The sequence below is a fragment of the Streptomyces sp. WG5 genome (genome assembly GCF_049974565.1).
Classification (GTDB): Bacteria; Actinomycetota; Actinomycetes; order Streptomycetales; family Streptomycetaceae; genus Streptomyces.
Genome location: NZ_JBNGGC010000033.1, coordinates 50,282 through 73,540, shown reverse-complemented (window position 1 = coordinate 73,540; position 23,259 = coordinate 50,282). Strand labels below are relative to the sequence as shown.

The following is a 23,259-nucleotide window of genomic DNA, read 5'->3' as shown; positions in this document are numbered from 1 at the left end:
GGAGCGTCGGCCGTCGCGACCGAGGCCGACCACCCGTTCTTCGACCGCAGACGCGGCGGCCACCGAGGCGATGAGATAGTGTGGTTTCTCAAGTCTGCCGCTCTGCTGGGAGCCAGGATGTCCGCCGCATCGCATCGCCTGTCCCGCCTCGAACCCTATCTGGACCGGGCCGAGCCGGCTCCGACTCTGCTGAAGATGCTCATCGGTGTTCAGCTGGCGGGCTTCCGTGAGGATGCCGGGCTCTCCCAGGAACAGGCGGCACGCGACCTGGCGTTCAGCGCGGCGAAGCTTTCCCGCATCGAGTCGGGAAAGGGCCGCAGGCCCCCGGCGGAGGCCGACGTCCGTGCGCTGCTGGAGCGGTACGGCACCGACGCCTACGAGGCCTCGGTACTGGTCAAACTGCTGCAGCGCGCCGGTGAACCGGGCTGGTGGCAGCGGTACGACAAACGTCTGATGCCCGAGTGGTTCGACCGTCTGGTCGGCCTGCAGGAGGCCGCGGCGACCATCCGGACCTTCGAGATCCAGTACGTCCCCGGCCTGCTCCAGACGGCGGCCTACACCCGGGCCGTGGTCCAGCGGGGCCTGCCGAACGCGTCGGCGGGCGAGGTCCAGCGCCGGGTCGAACTGCGCATGCGGCGCGCCGAGTTGCTGCACCGCGGCGATGCCCCGCAGCTCTGGGCGATCATCGACGAGTCCGTACTGCTCCGTGTGCTGAGCAGCCGCGAGGTCATGCGGGAACAGCTCGCGCATCTCGTCGAGATGGCCGGACAACCCCATGTGACGCTGCAGATCGTGCCGCTGGACGTGACGAACGCGTCCGCACCCGCGATACCCGTCACCTATCTTCGCTTCGGCGGCATCGAGCTGCCCGACGTGGTCTATCTGGAACACATCAAGAGCGCCAACTTCCTCGAGGACCGCGACGAGACCGAGGAGTACCGGGTCGCGCTGGACCGCCTGGCGGACGAGGCGCTGACTCCGCGCGAGTCACTGGAGATGCTGCGCGAGACGATGGAGCAGCGCTACCCCGCGAAGTAGCGGAACGGCGCCGTCAGAGCGGGGCCGCGCGCCTCACGCCTGCCCCGGTCCATCCGTCGGCGTGCACGCCGCTAGCGGATGCGGCCCAGGCCGCCGAACTCGATCCACTCGTCGGTGAGCTGACGCGGAACCACCTCACTGTCCGGACGCCAGGTGGAGACCTCCACCAGGCCGGGATCCATGATGTCCATGCCTTCGAAGAGGGCCTCGACGTCCTTCGGCTCGCGCACCCGGCCCCAGTTCCCCTGCGTCACCTGGTTCATGAAGTCCGTGACGTACTTCCGCACCTCGTCGTTCTCGCTGACCAGCTGGCACATCACCGCGTAGCTCCCGGGCACCAGCCGCTCGGTCACGCGGCGGACGACCGCCGGCGGACCGTCGGTGTCGCTGTCAGGGATGCAGTGGAAGACCGAGTTGAACAGCACGGCCACCGGCTGCGAGAAGTCGATCAGTCGCTGGGTGTCCGGGTGGGAGAGGATCTCCTCCGTCGCACGCATGTCGGCGTGGATGACGGCGGTCCGGTCGTTCTGGTCCAGCAGCGCCCGACCGTGGACCAGCACCATCGGATCGTTGTCTATGTAGACGACGCGGGAGTCGGGAGCGACGCGCTGCGCGACCTGGTGCACGTTGTCCTGGGTGGGCAGGCCGGAGCCGTGGTCCAGGAACTGGCGGATTCCGTAGTCCTCCGCCAGGGTCCTCACCACCCGGTGCAGGAAGCGCCGGTTGTTCAGCGCGAGCCGCCGGGTACTGGGGACGACCTTGTCGAGCTCCCCGACCGCCGCCCGGTCGGCCGCGTAGTTGTCCTTGCCACCCAGGTAGTAGTCGTACATGCGCGCGGCCGTGGGCACGTTGGCGTCGATCTCCTTGGACAACTGCTTGTCGGCTTGCATCGTTCCCCCAGCTCCGTACCGCGCCAACTGCACCGGCATGACAGAGAGTACATCCTAGGGACCTGGTCTTCAGGGAAACCAGCGGTCGGACGGAGCGGCCGTCAAGAGGGCGGTGTGACACGGGACTTGACGGCCGCTCGGGTCGGTCAGCCGCGGGCGGCCAGGTACGCGTCGGCGCCGGGGGCCTGGTGGGCCTCCTCCACTCCGACCAGGCCGCCCACGGCCTCGGCGTCGGGCTTCAGCACGTAGGTGGACCGGCTGGCCGGCTCGGTCACGTAGGTGAAGTTCTGCGGCGTGCCGAGGCCGGTGTCGGCGTTCTTCTGCGAGCGGTGCGCCTTCACCACGGCTTCGCGGGTGAGACTGCCGCCCTCGCAGGCCTTCTTGAGGTCGGCTCCCATGAGCTGGGCGGCGTTGTACCCGGAGAGCACGCCGGAGTCGACCGGCTGACCCGGGTACTTCTTGCCGTAGGAGGCGACCATCTTCTTGACGCCCGGCAGGTCGGAGCTGACCGCCGGTGCGGCGCTGACCACGTGGACCATGGCTTCCAGCGCCGGTGCCGCGGGAGTCTTCATCAGCTGCGGGGAGTAGCCGGGTGCGCTGCTGACGATCGGCACCGTCAGGCCCCGGGCGGCGGCCACGCCGGCGAGGGAGGCGGTCTGGGCGGGGCCCGCGCTGATCAGGACCGCCTTCACCCCGGCCTTGCTGAGCGCCGACACCTGCGCGGTCAGATCGGTGTCCGTGGCCTTGATCTTCTGACCGGCCACCTTGATCCCCGCCTGCTCGGCGGCCCACTCCGAGCCCTCCAGCGCGTTGGCGCCGTAGTCGCCCTCGAAGTACACGTGGCCGATCGTGTCGCCCTTGGCGATCTTCTTGGTGCGGGTGAGGAAGTCGACGGCGGCGATCATGTCGAGGTCGTAGGTGGTACCGAGGACCTGGACGGCGTCCATGCCGAGCAGGGAGGCGGCCCAGGCCTGCGGGAAGGTCAGCATGCTGTCCCGCTGGATGTCGTCGAGCAGGGCCGCGACCACCGGTGAGCCGATGACCTGGGGCAGGGCGACGACGTCCGGGGAGATGTCGGCGTAGGCGGTGACCGCCTTCTGCACGTCGTATCCGTGGTCCTTGACGACGATCTCGACCTTGCGCCCGCAGATGCCGCCCGCGGCGTTGGTCTCGTCGGCCCACATCTGCTGGGCCTGCACGATGGACTTGCCGAGGGTGGCGTAGGGGCCGGTGAGGTCGGTCAGCGCGCCGAGCTTGATGGCCTCGTCGCTGACTCCGGGACCGGCCTTGACGCCGTCGGCGCCGTCGTCGGTGCTCCCGCCGTCCCCCTTGGTGCTGCAGGCGGTGCCCGCGAGCAGCACGGCGGCCAGTGCCGCGGCCAGGGCGGCGGTCCGGATGGTGCGGGGCCTGGTGTGCGTGACGTTCACGGGGTGTGCTCCTTGGCTCGTACGGTGCTGTCGGGGGTCCGGGGCGTGGCTGAGGCGTCGGGCGGGCCGGTGACGGGTGGTTTGCGGCGCAGACGGGCGCGGGTGCGGCGGGCCAGCCCGTGCAGACCGTCGGGGGCGTAGAGCAGGATCACGACGATCGCCGCGCCGTACAGGTAGCGGGAGGCCTCGGTCGGGCCGATGGAGCCGTCGCCGGAGCCCGGGGCCGCCACCAGCGGCAACTGGTCGGCGTAGCGCGTCATCAGCAGGGGCAGCGCGGTGACGAAGACGGCGCCGGCGGTGGCGCCGGCCACGGAGCCGAGGCCGCCGATGACGATCATGGCGAGGTAGTCGACGGAGAGGAGGAGGGAGAAGTAGTCGGGTACCACGCGGCGGAAGGAGAGCGCGAGCAGGACGCCGGCGAGGCCCGCGTACATCGAGGAGACGACGAACGCCGCCGAGCGGTACTTCGCCACGTGCACGCCCATCACGGACGCCGCGGTCTCGCTGTCGCGCAGCGCCACCAGGGCCCGTCCGGGGCGTCCGCGCAGCAGTCCGCGCGCGGTGAACCAGGTGAGCGCGAACAGGGCCAGGCCCAGGTACCAGAGCCGTTCCTCGGCGCCGAACGGCACGCCCAGGACGGTGAGTTCCGGGTCGGACTCGGCGAAGGTGAATCCGCCGAGCTCCAGAGGCGGCACCGAACTGCCGTTGAAACCGCCGGTGACGGAGTCCGCGGTGAGCAGGACGTGGTGGCCGAGGAAGACCAGGGCGAGGGTGGCCACGCCCAGGTAGATGCCCTTCACCCGGCCGGCGACGGGGCTGAACAGTCCGCCCGCGGCCCCGGCGAGCAGCACGGCGAGGACGAGCGCGACGGCGGGCGGCAGCCCCGGTCCGTTCTCGCCCGCCAGCCATACGTAGCCGTAGGCGCCGACGGCGAGGAAGAAGGCGTGGCCGAGGGAGAGTTGCCCGGCGGTGCCGCTGAGCAGTCCGAGCCCGACGGCTCCGATGGCCGCGGCCATGGAGAACAGGCCGATGCGCAGCCAGAAGGCGTCCAGGTAGAAGGGCAGGGCGCACAGGAGGAGGGCGGGCAGCAGGAGCCCGCCGCGCTTCACGAGGACCGGGCGCAGGTCAGACACGGGCCGCTCCCTTCGCCGCGAACAGTCCGGTGGGGCGTACCAGGAGGACCAGCACCATCACGGCGTACGGGGCGACGTCGCCGAATCCCTCGCCGAGGACGTGCAGATCGGACTGGTAGCCGGCGACGAAGGCCTCGGTGAGGCCGATCAGCATGCTGCCGACCAGGGCGCCGACCGGGGAGGCCATGCCGCCGAGGATGGCGGCCGGGAAGGCCTTCAGGGCTATCTGCCCGGTGGTGCGCTCCAGTCCCGGCGCGGGGAAGGCGACCAGGAAGACCGCGGCGAGCGCGGCGAGTCCGCCGGCCAGGCACCAGGCGACGGTGCGTACGCGGGTCAGCCGTACGCCCATGAGGGCGGCGGCCTCGCCGTCCTCGGCCGCCGCGCGCAGCGACAGGCCCCAGGGCGTGAACCGGAAGAGGGCGAAGGCGCCGCCGATGGCCAGGGCGGACACCAGGATCGCGGCGATGCGGCTGTCGGCGACGGTCACCGGGCCCAGGTCGGTCACCGAGTTGCCCCAGGGGTCGCCGAGCGGCAGCAGATCGCCGCCGATGCGCCGGGCCAGGTCGGTCACCAGGACGATGTCGATGCCGATGGTGACGATGGTCTGGACGTGGGCGGCCTGCGGGTCGGTTCCGACGCGCTGCAGCACCAGCCGGTCCAGCACCCCGGCCACGGCCGCCGTCACGAGGACCGCGACGGCCAGCGCCCCGGCGAATCCGATGTCGTCGTGGAGGACGGCGACGAGGTAGCCGCCGAGCAGCAGGAGCGAGCCGTGGGCGAAGCTCAGGACTCCGGACGCCTTGAAGATGGTGACGAAGCCGAGCGCGATCAGGGCGTAGACCGAGCCGAGCGCGAGGCCGTTGAGGAGGTTGTCGAGGAAGCCGGTCATGCCGCGTCCTCCCCGGTGGCACCGGTGCCGAGATAGGCGCGCAGCACCTCGGGGTCGCGGCGGACCTCGCCGGGGGTGCCGTGGGCGATGGCCTTGCCGAAGTCGAGGACGGTGACCTCGTCGGCGAGCCTCATGACCAGGCCCATGTCGTGCTCGACCAGCACGACGGACAGGCCGAGTTCGGCCCGGATCTCCCGGACGACCTCGGTCATGCGGGTGCGTTCGGCGGCGTTCATGCCGGCCACGGGTTCGTCGAGCAGCAGTACACGGGGCTCCAGACAGAGGGCGCGGGCGAGTTCGACCCGCTTGCGGTCGCCGTAGGACAGCAGGGCGACGGGTGCGTCGAAGTGGGGTCCCAGGCCGGTGAGTTCGGCGATCTCACGGGCCTTGGCGAGATGGTCGCGCTGCTCGCGCACGGCGCGCGGCAGACGCAGGGCGCTGGCCGCGAAGCCGGCGCGGGACAGGGCGTGGCGGCCGAGCATCAGGTTGTCGGCGACGGTGCCCTGGGTGGTGACGATGTTCTGGAAGGTGCGGGCCACCCCGAGGGCGGCGATCCTGTGCGGGGCGAGCCGGGTGAGCTCGGCGTCGCCGAGCCGTACCGTGCCGGCGGTGGGCCGGTACAGCCCCGACAGGACGTTGAAGCAGGTCGACTTGCCCGCGCCGTTGGGGCCGATGACGGCGTGCACGGTGCCCGGGGCGACCGTGAAGGAGACGTCGTCGAGGGCGACGAGGCCGGCGAAGCGCACGGTCACGTCGCGGACCTCGAGCGCGGGCGGCGCCGCGGTACGGGTGGTCACGCGGCCCCCTTGCCTTCGGTGGTCTCGGTGGTCTCGGTGGTCTCGGTGGTCTCGGTGGTGTCGGTGGTGTCGGTGGTGTCGCCCAGGTAGAGGCGGCGTACGGCGTCCGTGCGCGCGAGTTCACCGGCGGGCCCGGACAGCCGGACCTCGCCGACCTCCAGGACGTGGGCGTGTTCCGCGAGGGACAACGCCATGCCGGCGTTCTGCTCGACGAGCAGTACGGCGGTGCCCTGGGTGTTGATCTCTCGGACGACCTCGGCGATGCGGTCCACCATCAGCGGGGCGAGGCCGAGGGAGGGTTCGTCGAGGAGGAGCAGGCGGGGTGCGGCCATCAGGGCTCGGCCGATGGCCAGCATCTGCTGCTCGCCGCCGGACAGCAGGCCGGCGGCCTGGCGCGTGCGCTCGGCGAGCCGCGGGAAGAGGGTGAAGACCCGCTCCCGGGCCTCGCGGACCTGCGCCGGGGCGCGCCGGTTGAGACCCAGCCCGCCGGCCCGCAGGTTCTCGTCGACGGTGAGTCCGGCGAACACCCGCCTGCCCTCGGGTACCTGCACGACTCCGGCGCGTACGGCGGCGACCGGGTCCCGGCCGTCGAGGACCGTGTCGCCGTAGCGGACGCGGCCGGCCGTGATCGCGCCGCGGTGCAGGCGCAGTGTGCCCGACACGGCCCGCAGCAGCGTCGTCTTGCCGGCGCCGTTGGCACCGAGCAGCGCTACCACGCCGCCGTGCGGGACGGTCAGGGACACGGAACGGAGAGCGGACAGTGCGCGCCCGTACGTCACGTCGAGGCTCTCGACGTGCAGCGCGGGCTCGCCGTCCGGTGGTGCTGCGGGCATCACGGCTCCTTCGGACCGTGCCGAGGCCGGCACGGTGACGGGAAAGGGGGAGCTCACGACAGCACGCGCACCGGTGGCGGTACAGAGCCGCGGCCAGGGTCGCTGCGGCGTCCCAGTCCCGGACCGGAGACTCTGTGCGGACGCCCAGACCGGGCGCCCCGGCCCGCCGAGGACCGTACGATCACCGAGGCGCGCACAGTCCCCCGGCAGGCGGCAGACCGCACACGGCAGGCGGCAGGCGGCAGGCGGCAGGCGGCAGGCGGCAGGCGGCAGGCGGCGCCATCACGCACGTGCGAGCGCGAGAGGGCCAGGGCCTGCCGCGGCACCGCCCCCTGCCCGCGCGCCGGGGGAACCGAAGCCGAGTCGCCCCGGCAGTCCGCACCGGACGCCCCTTGCCCCGCGCCGGCCCTCCCGGCACGCGGGCTGCGTCGGCTCGGGGTGCGTACATTGCCGGGCCGGAGCCCGGCGGGCGCCGGGACCGCGCGCCCCTCAGTCGCGCAGGACGTGCCGGGCGGTCAGGGCCAGGCTCATCTCCACCACGTCGGCCGGGCGGGCCAGGGACCGGCCGGTCAGCTGCTCGCAGCGGCGGAGACGGTTGAGGACCGTGTTGCGGTGGCAGTAGAGGCGTTCACCGGCCCGCTGCGCCGAGCCGTCGCAGTCGAGCCAGGTGGTGAGGGTGTCCAGCAGGACCTCCCGGTCGGCGGGCTCCAGGCGCAGCAGGGGGCCGAGGACCCTCTCGGCGAGGGCCCGGCCGAGTTCGGGGCTGGAGACGACCAGGGCGGCGGGGAGGTGGTCGTCGAGCCGGACCGTGCCGCCGGCCTCGGGGCAGATGTCCAGCGCGGTGTCCGCCAGCCTGCGGGCGTCGCCGACGCAGGCGAGTCCGTCGACCGCGCTGCCGACGCCGATCCGGAGGCCGGGGACGGGGGCGCGTCGCCCGGCTTCCTGCTCGGACTCCGCCGGCTCCGGGAGCCCGTCGTCACCGGCGCCGATCAGGACGATGCCGTGGTCGACCTCCGCCCCTGCGTGCCAGTGGACGCGGGTGCCGGACGGTACGGCTGCGGCGCGGGCGGCGTCGGACCGCGCGGGGTGCACGCCGGCGACGGCGACGACGAGGTACCGGCCCTGCTCCGGAAGGGCCAACACCTGGGCGGCCTCGGGCAGGTCGGCGATGCGGCTGGTGCCGTCGAGCAGGCCGGCCGCCAGCTGCCGGGCCCGGTTCTCGCGACGCCGGCCGATCTGGCACTCGGTCTGCCGGTAGGCGTCGGCGACGACGGTGCAGTGCTCGTCGACGAAGTTCCACACGTCGGCGGCCACGTGCACGAGGAGCCGTACGTCCTCGGGCGCGGCCCTGGAGGTCTCCTCGACGAGCCTCTGCCACACCAGGGCGCCTCCGAGGCGGAAGGCGTGCAGCAGGGCGTCCAGTGGGAGTCCCTGCTCGGCACGGGTGGCGCCGACCCGCCAGGAGCACCGGCGGGCCGCGTCCCGCGCGCCGCGCGGGTCGAGCAGCGAGGCCACGCTGTGCCGCAGCGAGCGGTGGGCCTCCTGCCAGGTGGCGGTGGGGTCCCTTGTGATGGCCGCGCGGTACGCCGGCTCCTGCTCCCGCAGCAGGGCCACCAGCCGGTCGGTCAGGTCCGGCAGGTCGTCGAGCAGGGCGCGGGCGGCCCGGTGCAGGACGCGCAGGGCGTCGGCGTCCATCAACGACGCGACGCTCGGGGTCCGCGGACGCGGAACGGGCGTCAGCCCGGTGCGGATCGCTGCTCGTGACCTTACGGCGTGCTGCATCGCGGTCCTCCCCGGGCCAGGGCTTGCGGGGGCGCCCCGCGACGGGCCGTTCGCCCGTGCCGGGCATGCCCCCTGACTCGTCCTGTCCCGAAGGATGACATACCGTCTGGTCGGTCCCTAGGGTTGTGCACCGGTCTTTTCCGCCGGTCCGGCGTGTTCGGCCTGCTCGACCATGCGGGCCAGCTCCAGGCGGGACCGTACACCGAGCGCGGCGAAGACCTTGCGGAGGTGGTAGTCGACGGTGCGGGTGCTCACCGCGAGGGTCAGCGCGACCTCCCGGTTGGTGGCGCCGTCGGCGACGTGCCGCGCGATGCGCAGCTGCTGTGGCGTGAGGCGGGTCAGCGCCCCGGCGTCCCCGCCGTGTGACGCCGCCCCGAGCGCCCGCAGCTCGCCGCGCGCCTGCGCCGCCCAGACGCCGGCGCCGCAGCGGTCGAAGCCGGCCAGCGCGGCGCCGAGGCGGCCGCGGGCCTCGCGCGGCCTGCGCCGCCGGCGCAGCCACTTGCCGTACAGCAGCGCGGTGCGGGCCCGTTCGAAGTCGCCGCCCGCCTCGTCGTGCCGGGCGAGCGCGTGCCGGTAGAGGTCGTCGGCGCGGTCCGGCGGGGCGAGCAGGGCGTGGCAGCGGGCCAGCTGGGCGGCGGCCTGCCCATCGGCGCCGAACGCGGCCCAGTCGGCGAAGTCGGCGAGGACCGCACCGGTGTCCTCGTGGCGGCCGGCGAGGACCGCGGCCTCCACGAAGCACGGCACGGCGAGCCGCCACACGGCGAAGTGCCCGCGCCCGGGTCCGGGCAGGACCAGGAGTCCGAGCCGGTCGGCGGCGTCGAAGGGGCGTCCCCGCCCCAGGTCGGCCCGGGCCGCCGCCCACTCCGCCAAGGTGGCCGTCTGGGCCAGTCCGTGGCGCCTGGCGGTGGCCAGCGCGGCCGTCACATGCCGGGCGACGACGTCCGGCTCCTCCTCGATCGACGCCGCGAGGGCCAGCACCGCCCGGTGGTGGGCCGCCGTGTTGCGCTGCCCCGCGCGCAGCGCTGTGCGCAGTCCCTCCTCCGCGTGGGTGCGGGCCTGCGGGTGCCGGCCGGCGCGGAGTTCGGCGTAGGCGAGGTACTCCAGTGCCCGCGGCACCAGCGCGTCCGACCCGAGCTGCCGGGCGGCGGCCAGGGCCCGCGCCCCGGCCCGGCGGGCGGCGTCCACGTCCCCGAGCAGCAACGCGGCCGACGCCGACCGCAGCAGCCCCTCGGGGCGGTCGTCGCTCCTGGCCCGTTCCACGACCCGCCCGAGCGGTACGGCGGCCCGGTCGAGCCGCCCTTCGAGCAGCGCCCGCATACCGACGCGGACGTCGCGCACCGTGTCCGGGGGCGGTCCGGCGGGCTCGCCCGGGCTTCCGTGCCGAGCCCCGGCAGCCGGGTCGGGCGCCCCCGCGGGCCGTGCGGCGGTGTCCTCCCCCCGTCGCGGCGGTCTTCCCGCACCACGCGGCACGGCAGCTCCGTCCGGGGGCCTTGCCTCCCGGGGGTGCGGGGGCGGTGCCGCGTTGTACGGGAGCTTCGCCTCGTTGTGCGGAGGCGGTGCCTCGTGGGGCGCAGGCGGTGCCTCGTGGGGCGCAGGCGGTGCCTCGTTGTGCGGGGCACCGGCGAGCCGGGGATCCGGGTGCTCGTGCGAGTGGGGCGGTTCGGGCGCGAGTGTGGCGAGGCAGGCCGGCAGGTCGCCCGCCGCCCAGGCCGCGTCGGCGGCTGCCAGGACGGCGGTCGCGGCGTCGGCGGGAGCGTCCTCGGCGAGCATGGACGCGGCCAGCAGCAGGGACTGGTGGGCGTCACCGACGGGGCCGTCCCGGAGCTCCGTCAGGCCGCGCACCAGCTCGGCCCGCCCCCGTGCTCCGGCCGGTGCGGCGCAGCCACGGGCCGCGGCCAGCAGCGGACGTGCCCGGTCGGGGCGTCCGGCGAGGAGGGCCTGCTCGGCCGCGGCCGTGTACCGCTCCGCCCGGGCCGTGCCGTCGTCCGTCAGCTCGGCGGCACGGGCGTACGCCGTCGCGCGCAGCCGGTGCGAGGCTGGCACCGTGCGGTCGGCGGCCACCGCCGCCAGCCGGTCCGCAAGCGCGGGCGCGGACGCCGGGCCGGTCAGGGACCAGGAACGGTGCAGCAGTCCCGGGAGCGGATGTCCGCCGCTCTCCAGCACGTCGGCCAGCGCGCCGTGCACGGCGCGGCGCCGGTCGGGGGCGGCGGTGGCGTGGACCGTACGGCGGACCAGCGGGCCGTGGAAACGGAGCCGGTCGCCGGCCAGGGCGAGCGGCGCGGGAAGCGGTTGCAGGGAGGGGTCCGGTGCGGACGCCGGCCGCAGGTGCCGTACGGCGTCGAGGACCGGGGCGGCGTCGACGTCCGGTCCGTCCGACGCCCGTACGGCCGCCGCCACCGTCAACAGCAGGTCCCGCGCCTCCGCGGACAGGCCGGTCAGCGCCCTGCCCGCCACCTCCGCCAGCACCCCGGCGTCGGCCAGGGGCCTGAGCAGGGGCCGGTGCCCGCGCAGTTCGGCGGGTGACAGCCGGCGGACGAGGGCGAGGAGCAGTGCCGGGTTCCCCTCCGCCTCGACCAGCAGCTCCTCGCGGACGCCCGGGTCGACGGCGCCGTCGGTCACGTCGTCGAGCAGGGCGTCCGCCTCCGGTGGTGCGAGCGGGTGCAGGCGGACGACGGGCAGGTGGGCGTACTCCGGATCGACGGCGCGGTGTCCGGCGACGGAGAGGAGCAGGCCGACGCGGCCGACGGTGCGCAGGTGCTCGACCGCTCGGCCCAGGGTGTTCCGGGCCGGGGCGTCCCAGAGATGCGCGTCGTCGACGCACACGAGCACAGGCGCCTCGCCGGCCGCCACCCGCAGGGTGTCGAGCAGTTCCGCGGCGAAGGCGCGTGCGCCTCCCTCCGGGCCGGGTCCGAGGCGGAGTACGGGACCGGCCCGGAAGGAGCGGGCGGCCCAGTCGAGGAGGGTGGTCCTGCCGAGCCCGGGCTCGCCGGCCACGACCAGGTGGCCACTGTGCGTGCGCAGACCCTCCAGCAGGGTGCGCACCGCCTGCCGCTGCGTGCTGCGGCCGTGGATCCGCACGGCCGTGCGTACGGTCGTCTCTCCGGTCATTCCCGGGAGGTTACGCGCGCGTAACCTGACGCGGAAGCCGTCGGTCCGCCGCGGCCCGCCTGAGCGTCGGCCCTGTCACCTGCGGCTGCGCACCGCGTGACCCGAATCACGCACTGTGCCGCGGCCCAGCGCTCCGGGCCCGGGGCCGTGCGGCGGCACAACGCGTCGGCGGCGGCCGCTACGTGCCGCGACCGCCGCCGATGGTGCCGACTGGTTCCGGTTGGTGCCGGTTGGTGCCGGTTGGTGCCGACGAGAGCGTCAGGAGCCGTGCGGGCAGTTGCCCCGGTACTCCTCGATGGTCAGGCTCGGCCGGGGCAGCGGGCACAGGAACTGCTCGTAGCGGGTGTCGTTGTCGATGAACCGCTTGAGCCAGGAGATGCTGTACTTCGCGATCGTCGTGTTCGACGTGTTCGGCGAGAAGTGGGACGCGCCGTTCAGCTCCAGATAGGCGCGGTCCGTCCGGGACGGCAGGCTGGAGTAGAACGGTTCGGAGTGCGAGGAGACCGGGGCTATGGTGTCGCCGTCGGCCCCGACGATCAGTGTCGGGGTGCTGACCTCGGGCCAGGTCTTGTCGGTGTTCCACGGTGTCAGGGGGATCGCGGCCTGGAGGGACGGCCGTGACTTCGCGGCCTCCAGGGTGCCGCCGCCGCCCATCGAGTGGCCCATGACGCCGAGCCGGCTGCTGTCGATCCGCCCGCGGACGGAACTGCGCTCGGTGAGGTAGTCCAGGGCGGCCAGCATCTGGCGACCGCGGGAGGAGGGCTGGTCCAGCGTGCTGTTGGTGTCGATGGTGAACACGACGAAGCCCTGCGAGGCCAGCCGCGGACCGAGCCAGGCCATGGAGGACTGGTACGCGGTGAAACCGGGCGCGATCACGACGGCGCCGAACGTGCCGTCGCTGGTGCTGGTCGGGTAGTAGATCGTGCCGCCGCCGAAGCCGCTGACCACGAGCGAGGAGACGCTGGTGTCCGCCACGGAGTACGGGCCGCGCAGTGCCTCGATGCTGGACTCGGTGGGCGCCGGGCCGCGCTCGTAGGGGTTGTCGGCGGCCTGGGCGCCGGGGCTGGTGAGGGTGCTGAGCGCGACGACGGCGGCCACGGCCGCCGTGACGCCCGCGAGCCGCCGCCGCGAGCCGCGGAACGCCGGGCGCGCGGCCCGGGAGGCGGCGTGGGTGTGGGGGTTCTGCTGCACGAGGAGTCGTCCTCTCCGTCGTGGCGAGGGAGCCGGCCGGTGATCGCACACGGCCCGGAACGCGTGGGGTCGCGTCCCAGGACATCCGCCGGACGGACCTCGCCGATGAACTGGCGATGCCACTGTCGGCCGTCGGGGCGGTCCGGGGGATCGGCAATATCACCGGTCTCGTACGACGGACAGGGCGGCGGGCGCGGACGGCCGGACGGCCCGGCAGTCGGTCGAGCGGGCGAGCAGGCGGTCGAGCGGGCGAGCGGGCGGACTGCTGGGCAGTCGACCGAACCGCCCTGCCAGGCCCGGACAGCTGCCAGGCCCGGACAGCTGCCAGGCCCGGACGGCTGCGCGGCCGGATGCGGACGGCCGGCCGAGCGGGCGAGCGGCCGAGCGGGCGAGCGGCCGAGCGCACGGGCGGAGCTCGTGGTGCGCCGCGTCCCGCTCCCTCCGCGGTCTTGCCCGGGCACCCGGTCGGTGTGACACGCTCGGCACCGGCCGGGCTGTCGTACACCGGCCGCCCGGGAGGAACGTCGGCGGGCCCGGCACCGGGTTCGGCATCGTGGAGGGGCAACGGCATGCGTATCGGACTGCTCGGCACCGGTCCCTGGGCGGACGGGGCGCACGCCCCCGCCCTGCGCCGGCACGAAGGGCTGGACTTCGTGGGGGTGTGGGGGCGCCGCCCGGACGCCGCCAAGGAGCTGGCGGACCGGCACGGCACACGCGTCTATGACGACGTCGACGCCCTGCTGGCCGACGTGGAGGCCGTCGCGGTCGCGCTGCCGCCGGCCGTACAGGCGGAACTGGCCGTGCGCGCGGCGCGGGCCGGCTGCCATCTGCTGCTCGACAAACCGCTGGCGGCGACGGTGCCACAGGGGCGGGCGGTGGTCGAGGCGGTGCGTGCGGCGGGCGTCGCCTCCGTCGTCTTCTTCACCACCCGGTTCCAGCCCGAGACCGAGGCGTGGATCACCGAACAGGCGGCGGCAGAGGGCTGGTTCACGGCGCGGGCGCAGTGGCTCGGCGCGGTGTTCAGCGGCGACAGCCCGTTCGCCGACTCGCCGTGGCGACGGGAGAAGGGCGCCCTGTGGGACGTAGGGCCGCACGCCCTGTCCGTACTGCTTCCGGTCCTCGGTGACGCCCGGCGCGTTGCGGCGGCGGCACCGGGCCCCGGGGACACCGTCCATCTGGTCCTCGACCACACCGGCGGTGCGTCGAGCACGCTCACACTCAGCCTGACCGCGCCGGCGGCCGCGGCGGGTGCGACCGTGGAACTGCGCGGCCAGGCCGGTGTGACGGTTCTTCCGGAGGCCACTGAAGGGCCGGTGCCCGCTCTGCTGCGGGCGGCGGACGCGCTCCTCGCCTCCGCCGCCGGCGGACACCCGCACACGTGCGACGCCGCGTTCGGCCTGCGGGTCACCGAGCTCCTGGCCGAGGCCGAGGCCCTGTTGAAGGACCGGTAGCGCCCCCGGTCGGCCGCCGGCCCGCTGCTCTTCCAACGGTTGCTCGCTCCACCGGAACCAGGCCCTCTCACTCCGGATGTGCAGCGGGAACTCCGCGGCCGGGCCGTCGGGAGAGACCCGCCGCACGCGCCACCGGATCTCGTCGTGGAACGCCTCCCGCCGAGCCCGGTGCGCGTGTTCGGCCCTCGGCTACCGGGCCGCCGGACCGCCGGCCGCTACGGGACGGAAGTTGATCCGTTCCCGCACGACCGGGTAGCCGGCCTTGGCGAAGTTGGCGGCCATGGGGTGGTTCCCCCGGTCCGTCGCGGCGGAGATGAACTCCGCGCCCCGCTCGACCAGGAAATGGGTGCACTCGGCCAGGAGGTCGTAGGCGTAGCCGTGTCCGCGGTGTTCCGGCACGACGCCGATGAAGCCGACGCAGGGACCGGACGGGTTGTGCGCCGGGATGTGGATGCCCGCCAGCTCACCCCGCGGGGTGTACGCCACCTGCCACCACTCCCGCGGCGACGGGCACCAGTGGAAGAAGTCCAGCTCCGCCTGTGCGGCCTGGTCCAGGCCCCCCTCCTCGATGTCCAGCAGGGCGTGGGCGTCCAGGGTGACGGAGTGGATGCGGCGCAGCGCGTCGAAGAACACCGCGTCGTCCGGTTCGGGCCGGAAGTCCAGCCGGCCGGGCCGCTCGGGGAGAGCGCACTCCGGCGTCCACCGGTACAGGAAGCGTTCGACCAGGAGGTCGTACCCGGCAGCCCGTGCGGCGTTGAAGCGGGCCTCGGCGGCGGCGCGCAGGGCGGGTTCCTCGCGCCAGGTTCCGGGAGGGTTGAGTTCCAGTTCGACCTGCCAGGGGGCGGTGCGCAGGAGTTCTGCTCCGGCTTCCTCCTCGCCCTCTGCCACGTCGAACCAGTTGACGGTGACGGGTTCGGTGTCGTCGGGGCCGCCCCACCAGGCGCCGCGGGCGACGACGGTGCCGTCGCGCAGGGCGACCCGCTGCCAGTCGGGGCGGTGGCGGGTCAGCCGGTGGCCCTCACGGGCGTTCAACGGGTCGGGCAGGGTGTCGAAGAGGTGGGCGTCGCTCGCGTCGAGCGCGCGGATGACCAGATCGGTCACGGATTCCTCCGGGATGCGTCGTGTGTCGTGCGGGGTGCGCTCCCGGTCAGACGGAGTACGCCGGGACGACGGGGAGGGAGCGCGGGAGTGAGGTGAACTGCACGGCTCTGCCCTCCTTCCGTCGGTCTCGAGGCGTGGGCCACACGGTAGGAGGTGCCGCGCGAGTGTGTCCACCGGTTTTCCGGCGCGGAGTACCGGCGCGGAGTACCGGCTGGATTAAACGGCCCTTAAGCAGCGGTTAAGCGTTCCCTGCGCAGCGTCCGGCACCCCAAGTGCCTACTGGGAAAACGGCGTTGGGGCCTGGCGGAGACCGTTGGCCGGGCCACCCGTGCTGCGTAGCATCGGCCCGCACCGCGAGAGCGCTCTCAGAAGAGCGTCCCTCGCACTGTCATGCCCCGAACACTCTGGAGACCCCCCCACATGACTTCTCGCCACCAGCGCCCGCTCGGCCGGCGCAAGCTGCTCGTCGCCCTCGGTGGAGCGGTCGTGGCCGCGCCCGTCGCCGCCGCCGTCGCCCCGCACGCACTCGCGGAAGTCGGCTCGGACTCCGGCCCGGCCGCCCCCGCCGGGACCGCGGGCGCCCTGCCGCTGACGATCGTCAACAGCACCGGCTCCTTCGGCAACGCGGACGTCCACGTCTACATCGTCGGCAACCAGGACGGCCGGCAGGTGCGCGTCACCCCCGACGGCACCCTCGCACCCGTGGCCCTGTCGGACAACGGCGCCGACGGCTACACCGACTACGCGATCAGCCTCTCCGGCAGCGGCGGGACCAGGCTGAGCCTGCCCCACCTCTCCGGCCGGATCTACGTGTCGCTCGGCGAGAAACTGAAGTTCAAGGTGGTCACGGACGGCGCGGGCAACCCGGCGCTGCAGTACCCGGCGGGCTGGGTCGAGTCCGACCCCAACCACGGGGTGCTGCACGACTGCGCCGAGTTCACGTACAACTCGGCCGGGATGTTCTGCAACACCACCATGGTCGACATGTTCAGCGTGCCGCTCGCCATCCGGCTGACCGGTGCCGAGGACCAGACCACGGGCACCGTGCGCACCGGCGGGCGGGCGGCCGCCTTCGACGCGTTGCGGAAGGTCGAGGAGTTCGCGCCGCTGGTCGTCGACGACACCCGGATCATCGCCCCGGGGCACGGCCTGGACGCGGGCCTCTTCCCCGAGGACTACCTCGCCCCGTACATCGACGAGGTCTGGAGCGCCTACACCGGCAGGGACCTGAGGATCACCACCCGTGCCGGGACCTTCACCGGCCGGGTGCGCGGTGACCGGCTGACCTTCGACGGGCCCGCCCAGGTGTCCTTCGCCAGGCCGTCCACCCGGGACGTGCTGTTCTGCGACGGCGCCCTCGCCGCACCCAACGACGGCACGACCGGGCCCGTCGCAGCGGTTCTCGGCGCCGGCTTCAACCGCTCCACTCTGCTCTCCCCGGCCGTCCAGCCGACGACCGACGCCGTCGCGTTCTACCGGACCGCCCTGACCAACCACTACTCCAAGGCGGTGCACGCGGCCACCGAGGACGGCAGGGCGTACGGCTTCGCCTTCGACGACGTGGCGGACTTCGCCTCCTACGTCCAGGACCCGGCGCCCACCGGGTTCCGGCTGACGCTCACCGCGTTCTGAGCCGGCCCCGCCCCGGTTCGGCGTGCGGGAGACCCGGGGGCGTAGGAGCGTGGTGGTGTGCGTCAGGCGGCGGCCTGAATCACGTCGGGCTCCGGATGCGCGGGCGGCTTCCGCATTGAATGGTGTTATCGGGATATCCGGGACCGACAACAGCACGGCACCGAAGCAGCGATCCGGACCCGAGGAGCACTGATCATGTCGACGTCACAGCCCGATGCCTCCCGGCCGTCCGAAGCCCGCGCGGGCGACGACCGCGCCACTCCGGACGAACTGCTCCACACCCGCAACGGCACCGACGTGTCCCCGGAGGACCTGGTCCTCGCCGCCGGCCGGGACGTCACCCCGAGGAACCTCGAGTGGGCCAGGCGCAAGCTGGCCGAGGAGGGCGCCGCGGCCCTCGACAAGCTACTGCCCTGACCGGGTGGCCGCCGGACGGCCGAAGGCCCGGACCGGTGCTCCGCGCACCGGTCCGGGCGGTGTGACGTGCGCAAGGTGTGGGATGCGCAAGGCGCACTTGTGAGGCGCATGACATATGAAGTGTCACGTGACTGACGGTGAGGCTCCCCGTGCGCTACGTGAGGCGGGTGGGTGCCGCGCGGGGCCCTACCGGCCGTCCTCTCGGTCCGGCAGCGCCGTCTCGTCCTCCACGACGTGCACGGCGGCCTCCTCGGCTCCCGCCGCTCCGCCGTCGATGCCGACGTCCTCGGCGACGGTCTCCTTGGTCGTGTCGGTGCGTACGCCCTCGTCGGGGGCGACCAGGCGGCCGGCTCGGCCGGTGCCCGCCTCGGGGTCCACCGGTTCGCCCTCGCCGCCGGGCTCGTCGCCCACGCCGTCCCCGTCCGGGGCGGACACGTCGGGTACCTCCTGGGACAGCCGTTCGTCGAGGGTCTCGCCGTCGTGCTGCTCGGCGGCCGTGGTGCCGTGCTTGGTCACGCCGAGGGGTTTCTCCGGCGGGGAGTAGCCCTCGTCGAGCGTGTCGTCGTAGGTCCGCTCGCCCACGGCGTCCTGGAGGTCGAGGGGCGCGGCGTCCTCCTGCTCCTCGTTGGTTCCGGTGGGCTGGTAGACGTCGTCGGCCATCGGGTCGGTGCCCATCGCTGCCTCCCTCTCGCGCGGCTCGGTGGTGCGGGTGCCCGGTTCGCGTTTCCCGATACGCGCTCGCTAACCCGTTCCCGGTCCGGGATCTTCACCCCCGGGGTGCGACGCGGACGGTCAGGTCGGTGATGCGGTGCGCCGTCCAGTCCCGGGCGTAGCCGGGCGGGGTGCCGCCCGGGCCGGTGACGGTGGCGACCGGGATCCGCCGGGCCGTGTCCACGATCTCGGCGGCGGTGATGTTCTCGTTGTTGCCGCTCGTGGAGCCGGAGGAACAGCCGGTGTAGTAGCCGATCGGGATGGACTCGTGCCCGGTGACCAGGCAGGGCGGGCGGACACCGAGCCGGTGCAGCTCGTCGGCGACGCGTGCCCAGTCCGCGCGGCTTTCGACGTTGCGGTCCACGGTGCCCACGAGGACGGCGAGCTGCACCGACAGATGCACGGCCAGCGCGAGCGCGACGAGGGACGCCGCCACCGGCCGCCACCGGCCGCGCTCCGTCCTGGCCAGGTGCCACAGCGCGTCGGCGACCGGGACGGCGAGCAGGGCGTAGGCAGGCTGCAGGAAGCGGGGCGCCGCGTAGCCGATCAGGAACAGGTACGGCAGCGCGGCCGTCACGGCGCAGGCGAGGGGGACCAGCGTGCGGGCGGCACGCCGGGCCCGGACCGCGACGACGGCCCCGAGGCCGGCGACGGCCGGGAGGGCGATCCACCACAGGGTGACCACCGGGTGCGGCATCGAGCCGGTGCACGGGCGGCACAGCCCCCGCCCGCCCAGGCTGCGCATCTGGTCGTCGACGGCGAGATTCCAGCCGAGGCCGCCCTGGATCTCGGAGGCCCTCGACAGCCGCTCCCCGAGTCCGCCGTACCAGCCGTACGCCTCGATCACCCACTCCACTCCCCCGGCCGCCAGGCCGCCCACCAGGGCGAGCAGCAGCGGCCAGTGGCGGCGGACGAGGGTGATGACCAGCAGGGGCACGGTCACCCAGACCGCGTCGGTGGGCCGCATCCACGCCATCAGCGCGGCCCCGGCCACCACGCCCCACAGCGCGACCCGGCCGGACAACCCCTGCCGGGCCCGCAGGAAGCAGCCGACGCAGAACAGGGCGCCGATCGCGACCCAGTAGTTGGGCATGGCCTGCGGACCGTAGAAAAGGGTCACCCACAGGGTGGCGAAGAACGCGCCGGCCGTGGCCAGGACGCGGGCCGGGAACAGGCCCTTCCAGGCGCGCAGGGCGAGGTACAGGCCGAGGCCGGACAGTACGGCGAGGTAGACGCGCAGCAGTTCGGTGGAGGACGACCAGGACGCGACGGGCGCCACCAGCAGGGAGACGCCCCGGGAACGCGGTGCGCTGAAGAAGGCGGCGGGGTGGTGGGAGGTGACCTGGCTGACATACACCGTCTCGTCCCAGCCGAGCCCCATCCAGGGGTGGACGAAGATCAGCTGGGCCAGGGTGAAGACGGCGGCCACCGCCACGAGCGGGGCGTCACCGCCGAGGCGCCGCGGCCTGCCCGGTGTGGCCGCCGCCTCGTCCCGCCGTCCGCCTGCGAGCATGGCGTTCGCCCGGTCGGCCATCGCGCACCCCTTCACCCCCGCTCGTCGCGGGCCGTTCGGTCCTCACCTCCAGCCGCCGGTGGCGGGAGCCCGGAAGCCCGGAAAACCCGGAAACCCGGAAAACAAGGTCAAACTAACCGGCGTGCCGCGGATGCGCAGGGCGGAACTCGGCCAGTCGGACTGCCGCGTGCCTCTCCCCGCGCTCCTCGCGTCCGGCCGGTCAGCGGGCGTTGGGGCGGCGGTGCGGGGGCTGTTCGGGGGTGGGGCGCCGTTCGGGTGCCGGGACGGGACGGGTGACGGGGCCGTTTCCGTTCACGGTCAGCGGGTTCCCGTGGTGGTGGATCGTCAGGGGGGAGCCGCTCAGCAGCGTGTACGTCGCCCTGTCGGCGCCGATCTCCACCCGCAGGCACCGGCCGCGGAACTGGAGCCGGAAGGCGAGACGGCTGAACTTCTCGGGCAGGCGCGGCGTGAAGCGGAGGCTGTCGCCGTCCCGTCGGGTGCCGCCGAACCCGGCGACCAGCGCCATCCACGTACCGGCCAGTGAGGCGATGTGCAGCCCGTCGCGGGTGTTGTGCTCCAGGTCCGCCAGGTCCATCAGGGCGGCCTCGGCCGCGTAGTCGTAGGCCAGGCGCAGATGTCCGGTCTGGGCGGCGACGACGGCCTGGCAGCACGCGGACAGGGAGGAGTCCCGCACGGTCAGCGGCTCGTAGTAGGCGAAGTTGCGGGCGATCTGGTCCTCGTCGCAGTGGGCGTCGAACCAGCTGCCGCAGGTGTACATCGCCAGGACGAGGTCGGACTGCTTGATCACCTGCTTGCGGTAGAGGTCGAAGTACGGGAAGTGCAGCATCAGCGGGTACTGGTCGGCGGCGGTGCGGGCGAAGTCCCAGCGCTGGTGGCGGGTGAAGCCCGAGTGCTGTTCGTGGACGCCGAGCTCGTCGTTGTAGGGGATGTGCACGGACTCGGCGGCGTCCCGCCAGGCGGCGCTCTCCTCGTCGTCGACGCCGAGACGGGCCGCCTCGTCCGGGTGGCGTTCGCACACGTCGGCCGCGGCGAGCAGGTTCGACCGCGCCATGAGGTTGGTGTACGTGTTGTCGTAGGCGATGGCGCTGTACTCGTCCGGGCCGGTGACGCCGTCGATGTGGAAGACGCCGTGGTGGTCGTGGTGGCCCAGCGAGCGCCACAGGCGGGCCGTCTCCACCAGGAGTTCCAGGGCGGTGTCGCGTTCGAAGTCGGTGTCGCCGGTCGCCGCCGTGTACCGCACCGCGGCGTGCGCGATGTCGGCGGCCACGTGGAAGGCGGCCGTGCCGGCCGGCCAGTACGCGGAGCCCTCCGAGCCGTCGATGGTCCGCCACGGGAACGCGGCGCCGCGCAGCCCGAGCTGGGCGGCGCGGTCCCGGGCGGCGGGCAGGGTGTCACGGCGCCAGCGCAGCGCCTCGGCGACGGCCCTGGGCTCGGTGTAGGTCAGCACGGGCAGCACGAACATCTCGGTGTCCCAGAACGCGTGCCCGTCGTAACCGGAGCCGGTCAGTCCCTTGGCCGGGATCGCCCGCTGTTCGGCGCGGGCCCCGGCCTGCAGGACGTGGAACAGGGCGAAGCGCACGGCCTGCTGGATCTCCTCGTCGCCGTGCACCTCGACGTCCGCCCGCGCCCAGAAGTCGTCGAGGTAGGCGCGCTGTTCCGCCACCAGGCCGTCCCAGCCGCTGTGCGCGGCGGCGGCGAGTGCCGCCTCGACCTGGTCGCTCATCGCGGGCCGGGAGCGGGCGCCCGACCAGCCGTGGGCGACCGTCTTCTGCACCCGCAGCCGCTGTCCGGGCTCCAGCACGGAGGTGATGGTCAGGCGCGCCACGTCCGTGTTGCTCTCACTGCTCGTGGTGATCTCCCCGGAGGTGTCGACGACGTGGTCGGCGGCGACGGCGACCCTGAGACCACTGCGCCGCGTCCGGTGCACCAGGCGCAGCCGGGACCCGATGGCCAGGTCCTCCTCGGGCTCCAGCGGGGACCGCAGCGCCTTGGCCGTCCGGGGGTCGCCGTCGGGTCCGGGCAGGCTCTCGTTGGTGACGAGCTCGGACTGGATGACCACCCGGGTCCGGCTGTCGAGAGGCTCCACCTCGTACTCCACGGCGGCGATGGCCCGTTGGGTGAGGGAGACCAGCCGGGTGGAGCGCACCCTGATGGTCGTACCGGCCGGGGAGGTCCACTCGCAGATCCGCTCCAGCACGCCGCGCCGCAGGTCCAGCGTGCGTTCGTGCTTGCCGAGCCGGCCGTAGCGCAGGTCGAAGGGTTCGTCGTCGACGAGGAGCCGCAGCAGTTTGCCGTTGGTGACGTTGATGACGGTCTGCCCGGACTCGGGGTAGCCGTAGCCCGCTTCGGCGTACGGCAGCGGGTGCAGTTCGTGGACGCCGTTGAGGTAGCTGCCGGGCAGGCCGTGCGGTTCGCCCTCGTCGAGGTTGCCGCGCCAGCCGATGTGCCCGTTGGACAGGGCGAAGACCGACTCGCTCTGGGCGAGCAGGTCGAGGTTGAGAGCGGTCTCGCGCACGGACCAGGGCTCGACGGCGTACGTCCGGTTGGTGATCACGCCCGGCCTCCCAGTTCGGCGAGGTCCTTGACGACGCGGTCGGCGCCGTGGGCGTAGAGGGCCTCGGTCTGGCCGACGCGGTCGACGCCGACGACGTAGCCGAAGTCTCCGGAGCGTCCCGCGTCCATGCCGGCGAGCGCGTCCTCGAACACGGCGGCGCGGGACGGTTCGACACCGAGGTCGCGGGCGGCGGCCAGGAAGGTGTCGGGGCGTGGTTTGCCCGGCAGTCGCCGTTCGCGGGCCACCACGCCGTCGATGCGTACGTCGAACAGGCGCTCGGCGTCGAGGGAACGCAGGACGTCCAGGGTGTTGGCGCTGGAGGAGACGATCGCGGTGGCGAGACCGGCGGCGCGGACCGCGTCGATGTAGCGCAGCGTGCCCTCGTAGGGTTCCACGCCGTCGGTGCGGATCTTCTCGAGGAGCAGTTCGTTCTTGCGGTTGCCCACGCCGCCCACGGTCTGCGCGTCGGGCGGGTCGTCGGGCCCGCCCTCGGGCAGTTCGATGCCGCGGGAGGCGAGGAAGGAGCGCACGCCGTCGGCGCGGGGGCGTCCGTCGACGTACTCGTCGTAGTCGGAGTCGGTGAAGGGCCGGAAGTCCGCGCCGTCCCGCTCGCGCAGGAAGGCATCGAACGTCTCCTTCCAGGCGGCGGCGTGCACCACCGCCGTTCTGGTGACGACCCCGTCGAGGTCGAAGAGGCAGGCCCGGATGGAGTCGGGAAGTCCCAGCTGCGTCGTCATACCCGACACAGTTCCCCGCGGGGGCGGATCCGAT

The 23,259-nt window shown here is 73.6% G+C and carries 18 protein-coding genes; 4 read left to right on the top strand and 14 right to left on the bottom strand.

What is annotated here, in order from left to right; translation table 11 throughout:
* Window positions 1–117 precede the first annotated feature (117 nt).
* The gene (locus tag ACP4IX_RS28715; RefSeq protein WP_426557379.1) at window positions 118–1,038 is read left to right on the top strand and encodes a helix-turn-helix domain-containing protein; all 921 of its coding nucleotides are present in this window, start codon (window positions 118–120) and stop codon (window positions 1,036–1,038) included.
* 71 nt (window positions 1,039–1,109) lie between these two features.
* Here the strand turns inward: ACP4IX_RS28715 and ACP4IX_RS28710 are convergent, their stop codons facing one another.
* The 9 genes from ACP4IX_RS28710 to ACP4IX_RS28670 all read right to left on the bottom strand — a co-directional run bounded on the left by ACP4IX_RS28710 (window position 1,110) and on the right by ACP4IX_RS28670 (window position 13,088).
* Complete coding sequence (locus tag ACP4IX_RS28710; RefSeq protein ID WP_426518970.1) at window positions 1,110–1,928, bottom strand: SAM-dependent methyltransferase; 819 nt, start codon at window positions 1,926–1,928, stop codon at window positions 1,110–1,112.
* 146 nt (window positions 1,929–2,074) lie between these two features.
* Complete coding sequence (locus ACP4IX_RS28705; RefSeq protein WP_426518972.1) at window positions 2,075–3,355, bottom strand: ABC transporter substrate-binding protein; 1,281 nt, start codon at window positions 3,353–3,355, stop codon at window positions 2,075–2,077.
* Window positions 3,352–4,488: a branched-chain amino acid ABC transporter permease gene (locus ACP4IX_RS28700; protein ID WP_426557377.1), complete on the bottom strand. Its 1,137-nt coding sequence runs from the start codon at window positions 4,486–4,488 to the stop codon at window positions 3,352–3,354. Before ACP4IX_RS28700 ends, ACP4IX_RS28705 begins: the two co-directional genes overlap by 4 nt.
* A complete protein-coding gene (locus ACP4IX_RS28695) occupies window positions 4,481–5,377 on the bottom strand; it encodes a branched-chain amino acid ABC transporter permease (RefSeq protein ID WP_426518978.1) in 897 nt (298 codons plus the stop codon). The genes ACP4IX_RS28700 and ACP4IX_RS28695 overlap by 8 nt, the downstream gene beginning before the upstream one ends.
* Window positions 5,374–6,174: an ABC transporter ATP-binding protein gene (locus ACP4IX_RS28690; RefSeq protein WP_426518980.1), complete on the bottom strand. Its 801-nt coding sequence runs from the start codon at window positions 6,172–6,174 to the stop codon at window positions 5,374–5,376. The genes ACP4IX_RS28695 and ACP4IX_RS28690 overlap by 4 nt, the downstream gene beginning before the upstream one ends.
* On the bottom strand, window positions 6,171–7,007 hold the full coding sequence (locus ACP4IX_RS28685) for an ABC transporter ATP-binding protein (protein WP_426557375.1): 837 nt from the start codon (window positions 7,005–7,007) through the stop codon (window positions 6,171–6,173). The genes ACP4IX_RS28690 and ACP4IX_RS28685 overlap by 4 nt, the downstream gene beginning before the upstream one ends.
* 489 nt (window positions 7,008–7,496) lie before the next feature.
* On the bottom strand, window positions 7,497–8,789 hold the full coding sequence (locus ACP4IX_RS28680; protein WP_426557373.1) for a PucR family transcriptional regulator: 1,293 nt from the start codon (window positions 8,787–8,789) through the stop codon (window positions 7,497–7,499).
* Window positions 8,790–8,906: 117 nt separating this feature from the next.
* Entirely contained in the window at window positions 8,907–11,897 is a 2,991-nt protein-coding gene (locus ACP4IX_RS28675; RefSeq protein ID WP_426557371.1) for a LuxR C-terminal-related transcriptional regulator, read from the bottom strand.
* 258 nt (window positions 11,898–12,155) lie between these two features.
* On the bottom strand, window positions 12,156–13,088 hold the full coding sequence (locus tag ACP4IX_RS28670) for an alpha/beta hydrolase family protein (protein WP_426518988.1): 933 nt from the start codon (window positions 13,086–13,088) through the stop codon (window positions 12,156–12,158).
* A 569-nt stretch (window positions 13,089–13,657) separates the two neighbouring features.
* Here ACP4IX_RS28670 and ACP4IX_RS28665 point away from each other — a divergent pair.
* Window positions 13,658–14,539, top strand: coding sequence for a Gfo/Idh/MocA family protein (locus ACP4IX_RS28665; protein WP_426557370.1), 882 nt, complete (start codon window positions 13,658–13,660; stop codon window positions 14,537–14,539).
* A 189-nt stretch (window positions 14,540–14,728) separates the two neighbouring features.
* Here the strand turns inward: ACP4IX_RS28665 and ACP4IX_RS28660 are convergent, their stop codons facing one another.
* Window positions 14,729–15,640, bottom strand: coding sequence for a GNAT family N-acetyltransferase (locus ACP4IX_RS28660; RefSeq protein WP_426557368.1), 912 nt, complete (start codon window positions 15,638–15,640; stop codon window positions 14,729–14,731).
* A gap of 420 nt (window positions 15,641–16,060) precedes the next feature.
* Between ACP4IX_RS28660 and ACP4IX_RS28655 the strand changes: the two genes are divergently transcribed.
* Entirely contained in the window at window positions 16,061–17,272 is a 1,212-nt protein-coding gene (locus ACP4IX_RS28655) for a glycoside hydrolase family 64 protein (protein ID WP_426557367.1), read from the top strand.
* Between the two features lie 195 nt (window positions 17,273–17,467).
* Window positions 17,468–17,689, top strand: coding sequence for a hypothetical protein (locus ACP4IX_RS28650; RefSeq protein ID WP_426518996.1), 222 nt, complete (start codon window positions 17,468–17,470; stop codon window positions 17,687–17,689).
* A gap of 186 nt (window positions 17,690–17,875) precedes the next feature.
* On the opposite strand, the gene ACP4IX_RS28645 is transcribed toward ACP4IX_RS28650, so the two are convergent.
* The 4 genes from ACP4IX_RS28645 to ACP4IX_RS28630 all read right to left on the bottom strand — a co-directional run bounded on the left by ACP4IX_RS28645 (window position 17,876) and on the right by ACP4IX_RS28630 (window position 23,225).
* Complete coding sequence (locus tag ACP4IX_RS28645; protein WP_426518998.1) at window positions 17,876–18,364, bottom strand: DUF5709 domain-containing protein; 489 nt, start codon at window positions 18,362–18,364, stop codon at window positions 17,876–17,878.
* A gap of 91 nt (window positions 18,365–18,455) precedes the next feature.
* Window positions 18,456–19,934 carry a hypothetical protein gene (locus tag ACP4IX_RS28640; RefSeq protein ID WP_426519000.1) on the bottom strand — a complete coding sequence of 493 codons (1,479 nt, stop codon included), beginning with the start codon at window positions 19,932–19,934 and terminating at the stop codon, window positions 18,456–18,458.
* A 199-nt stretch (window positions 19,935–20,133) separates the two neighbouring features.
* The gene (locus ACP4IX_RS28635) at window positions 20,134–22,488 is read right to left on the bottom strand and encodes a glycoside hydrolase family 65 protein (protein ID WP_426519002.1); all 2,355 of its coding nucleotides are present in this window, start codon (window positions 22,486–22,488) and stop codon (window positions 20,134–20,136) included.
* Window positions 22,485–23,225: a beta-phosphoglucomutase family hydrolase gene (locus ACP4IX_RS28630; RefSeq protein ID WP_426519004.1), complete on the bottom strand. Its 741-nt coding sequence runs from the start codon at window positions 23,223–23,225 to the stop codon at window positions 22,485–22,487. Before ACP4IX_RS28630 ends, ACP4IX_RS28635 begins: the two co-directional genes overlap by 4 nt.
* Window positions 23,226–23,259: the final 34 nt, after the last annotated feature.

What these genes read in the sequence shown, in the direction of transcription:
- ACP4IX_RS28675 (WP_426557371.1), bottom strand. Translation starts at nt 11,897, where the DNA reads ATGACCGGAGAGACGACCGTACGCACGGCCGTGCGGATCCACGGCCGC.
- ACP4IX_RS28640 (WP_426519000.1), bottom strand. Translation starts at nt 19,934, where the DNA reads ATGGCCGACCGGGCGAACGCCATGCTCGCAGGCGGACGGCGGGACGAG.
- ACP4IX_RS28655 (WP_426557367.1), top strand. Translation starts at nt 16,061, where the DNA reads ATGACTTCTCGCCACCAGCGCCCGCTCGGCCGGCGCAAGCTGCTCGTC.
- ACP4IX_RS28630 (WP_426519004.1), bottom strand. Translation starts at nt 23,225, where the DNA reads ATGACGACGCAGCTGGGACTTCCCGACTCCATCCGGGCCTGCCTCTTC.
- ACP4IX_RS28645 (WP_426518998.1), bottom strand. Translation starts at nt 18,364, where the DNA reads ATGGGCACCGACCCGATGGCCGACGACGTCTACCAGCCCACCGGAACC.
- ACP4IX_RS28715 (WP_426557379.1), top strand. Translation starts at nt 118, where the DNA reads ATGTCCGCCGCATCGCATCGCCTGTCCCGCCTCGAACCCTATCTGGAC.
- ACP4IX_RS28695 (WP_426518978.1), bottom strand. Translation starts at nt 5,377, where the DNA reads ATGACCGGCTTCCTCGACAACCTCCTCAACGGCCTCGCGCTCGGCTCG.
- ACP4IX_RS28665 (WP_426557370.1), top strand. Translation starts at nt 13,658, where the DNA reads ATGCGTATCGGACTGCTCGGCACCGGTCCCTGGGCGGACGGGGCGCAC.
- ACP4IX_RS28650 (WP_426518996.1), top strand. Translation starts at nt 17,468, where the DNA reads ATGTCGACGTCACAGCCCGATGCCTCCCGGCCGTCCGAAGCCCGCGCG.
- ACP4IX_RS28680 (WP_426557373.1), bottom strand. Translation starts at nt 8,789, where the DNA reads ATGCAGCACGCCGTAAGGTCACGAGCAGCGATCCGCACCGGGCTGACG.
- ACP4IX_RS28685 (WP_426557375.1), bottom strand. Translation starts at nt 7,007, where the DNA reads ATGCCCGCAGCACCACCGGACGGCGAGCCCGCGCTGCACGTCGAGAGC.
- ACP4IX_RS28710 (WP_426518970.1), bottom strand. Translation starts at nt 1,928, where the DNA reads ATGCAAGCCGACAAGCAGTTGTCCAAGGAGATCGACGCCAACGTGCCC.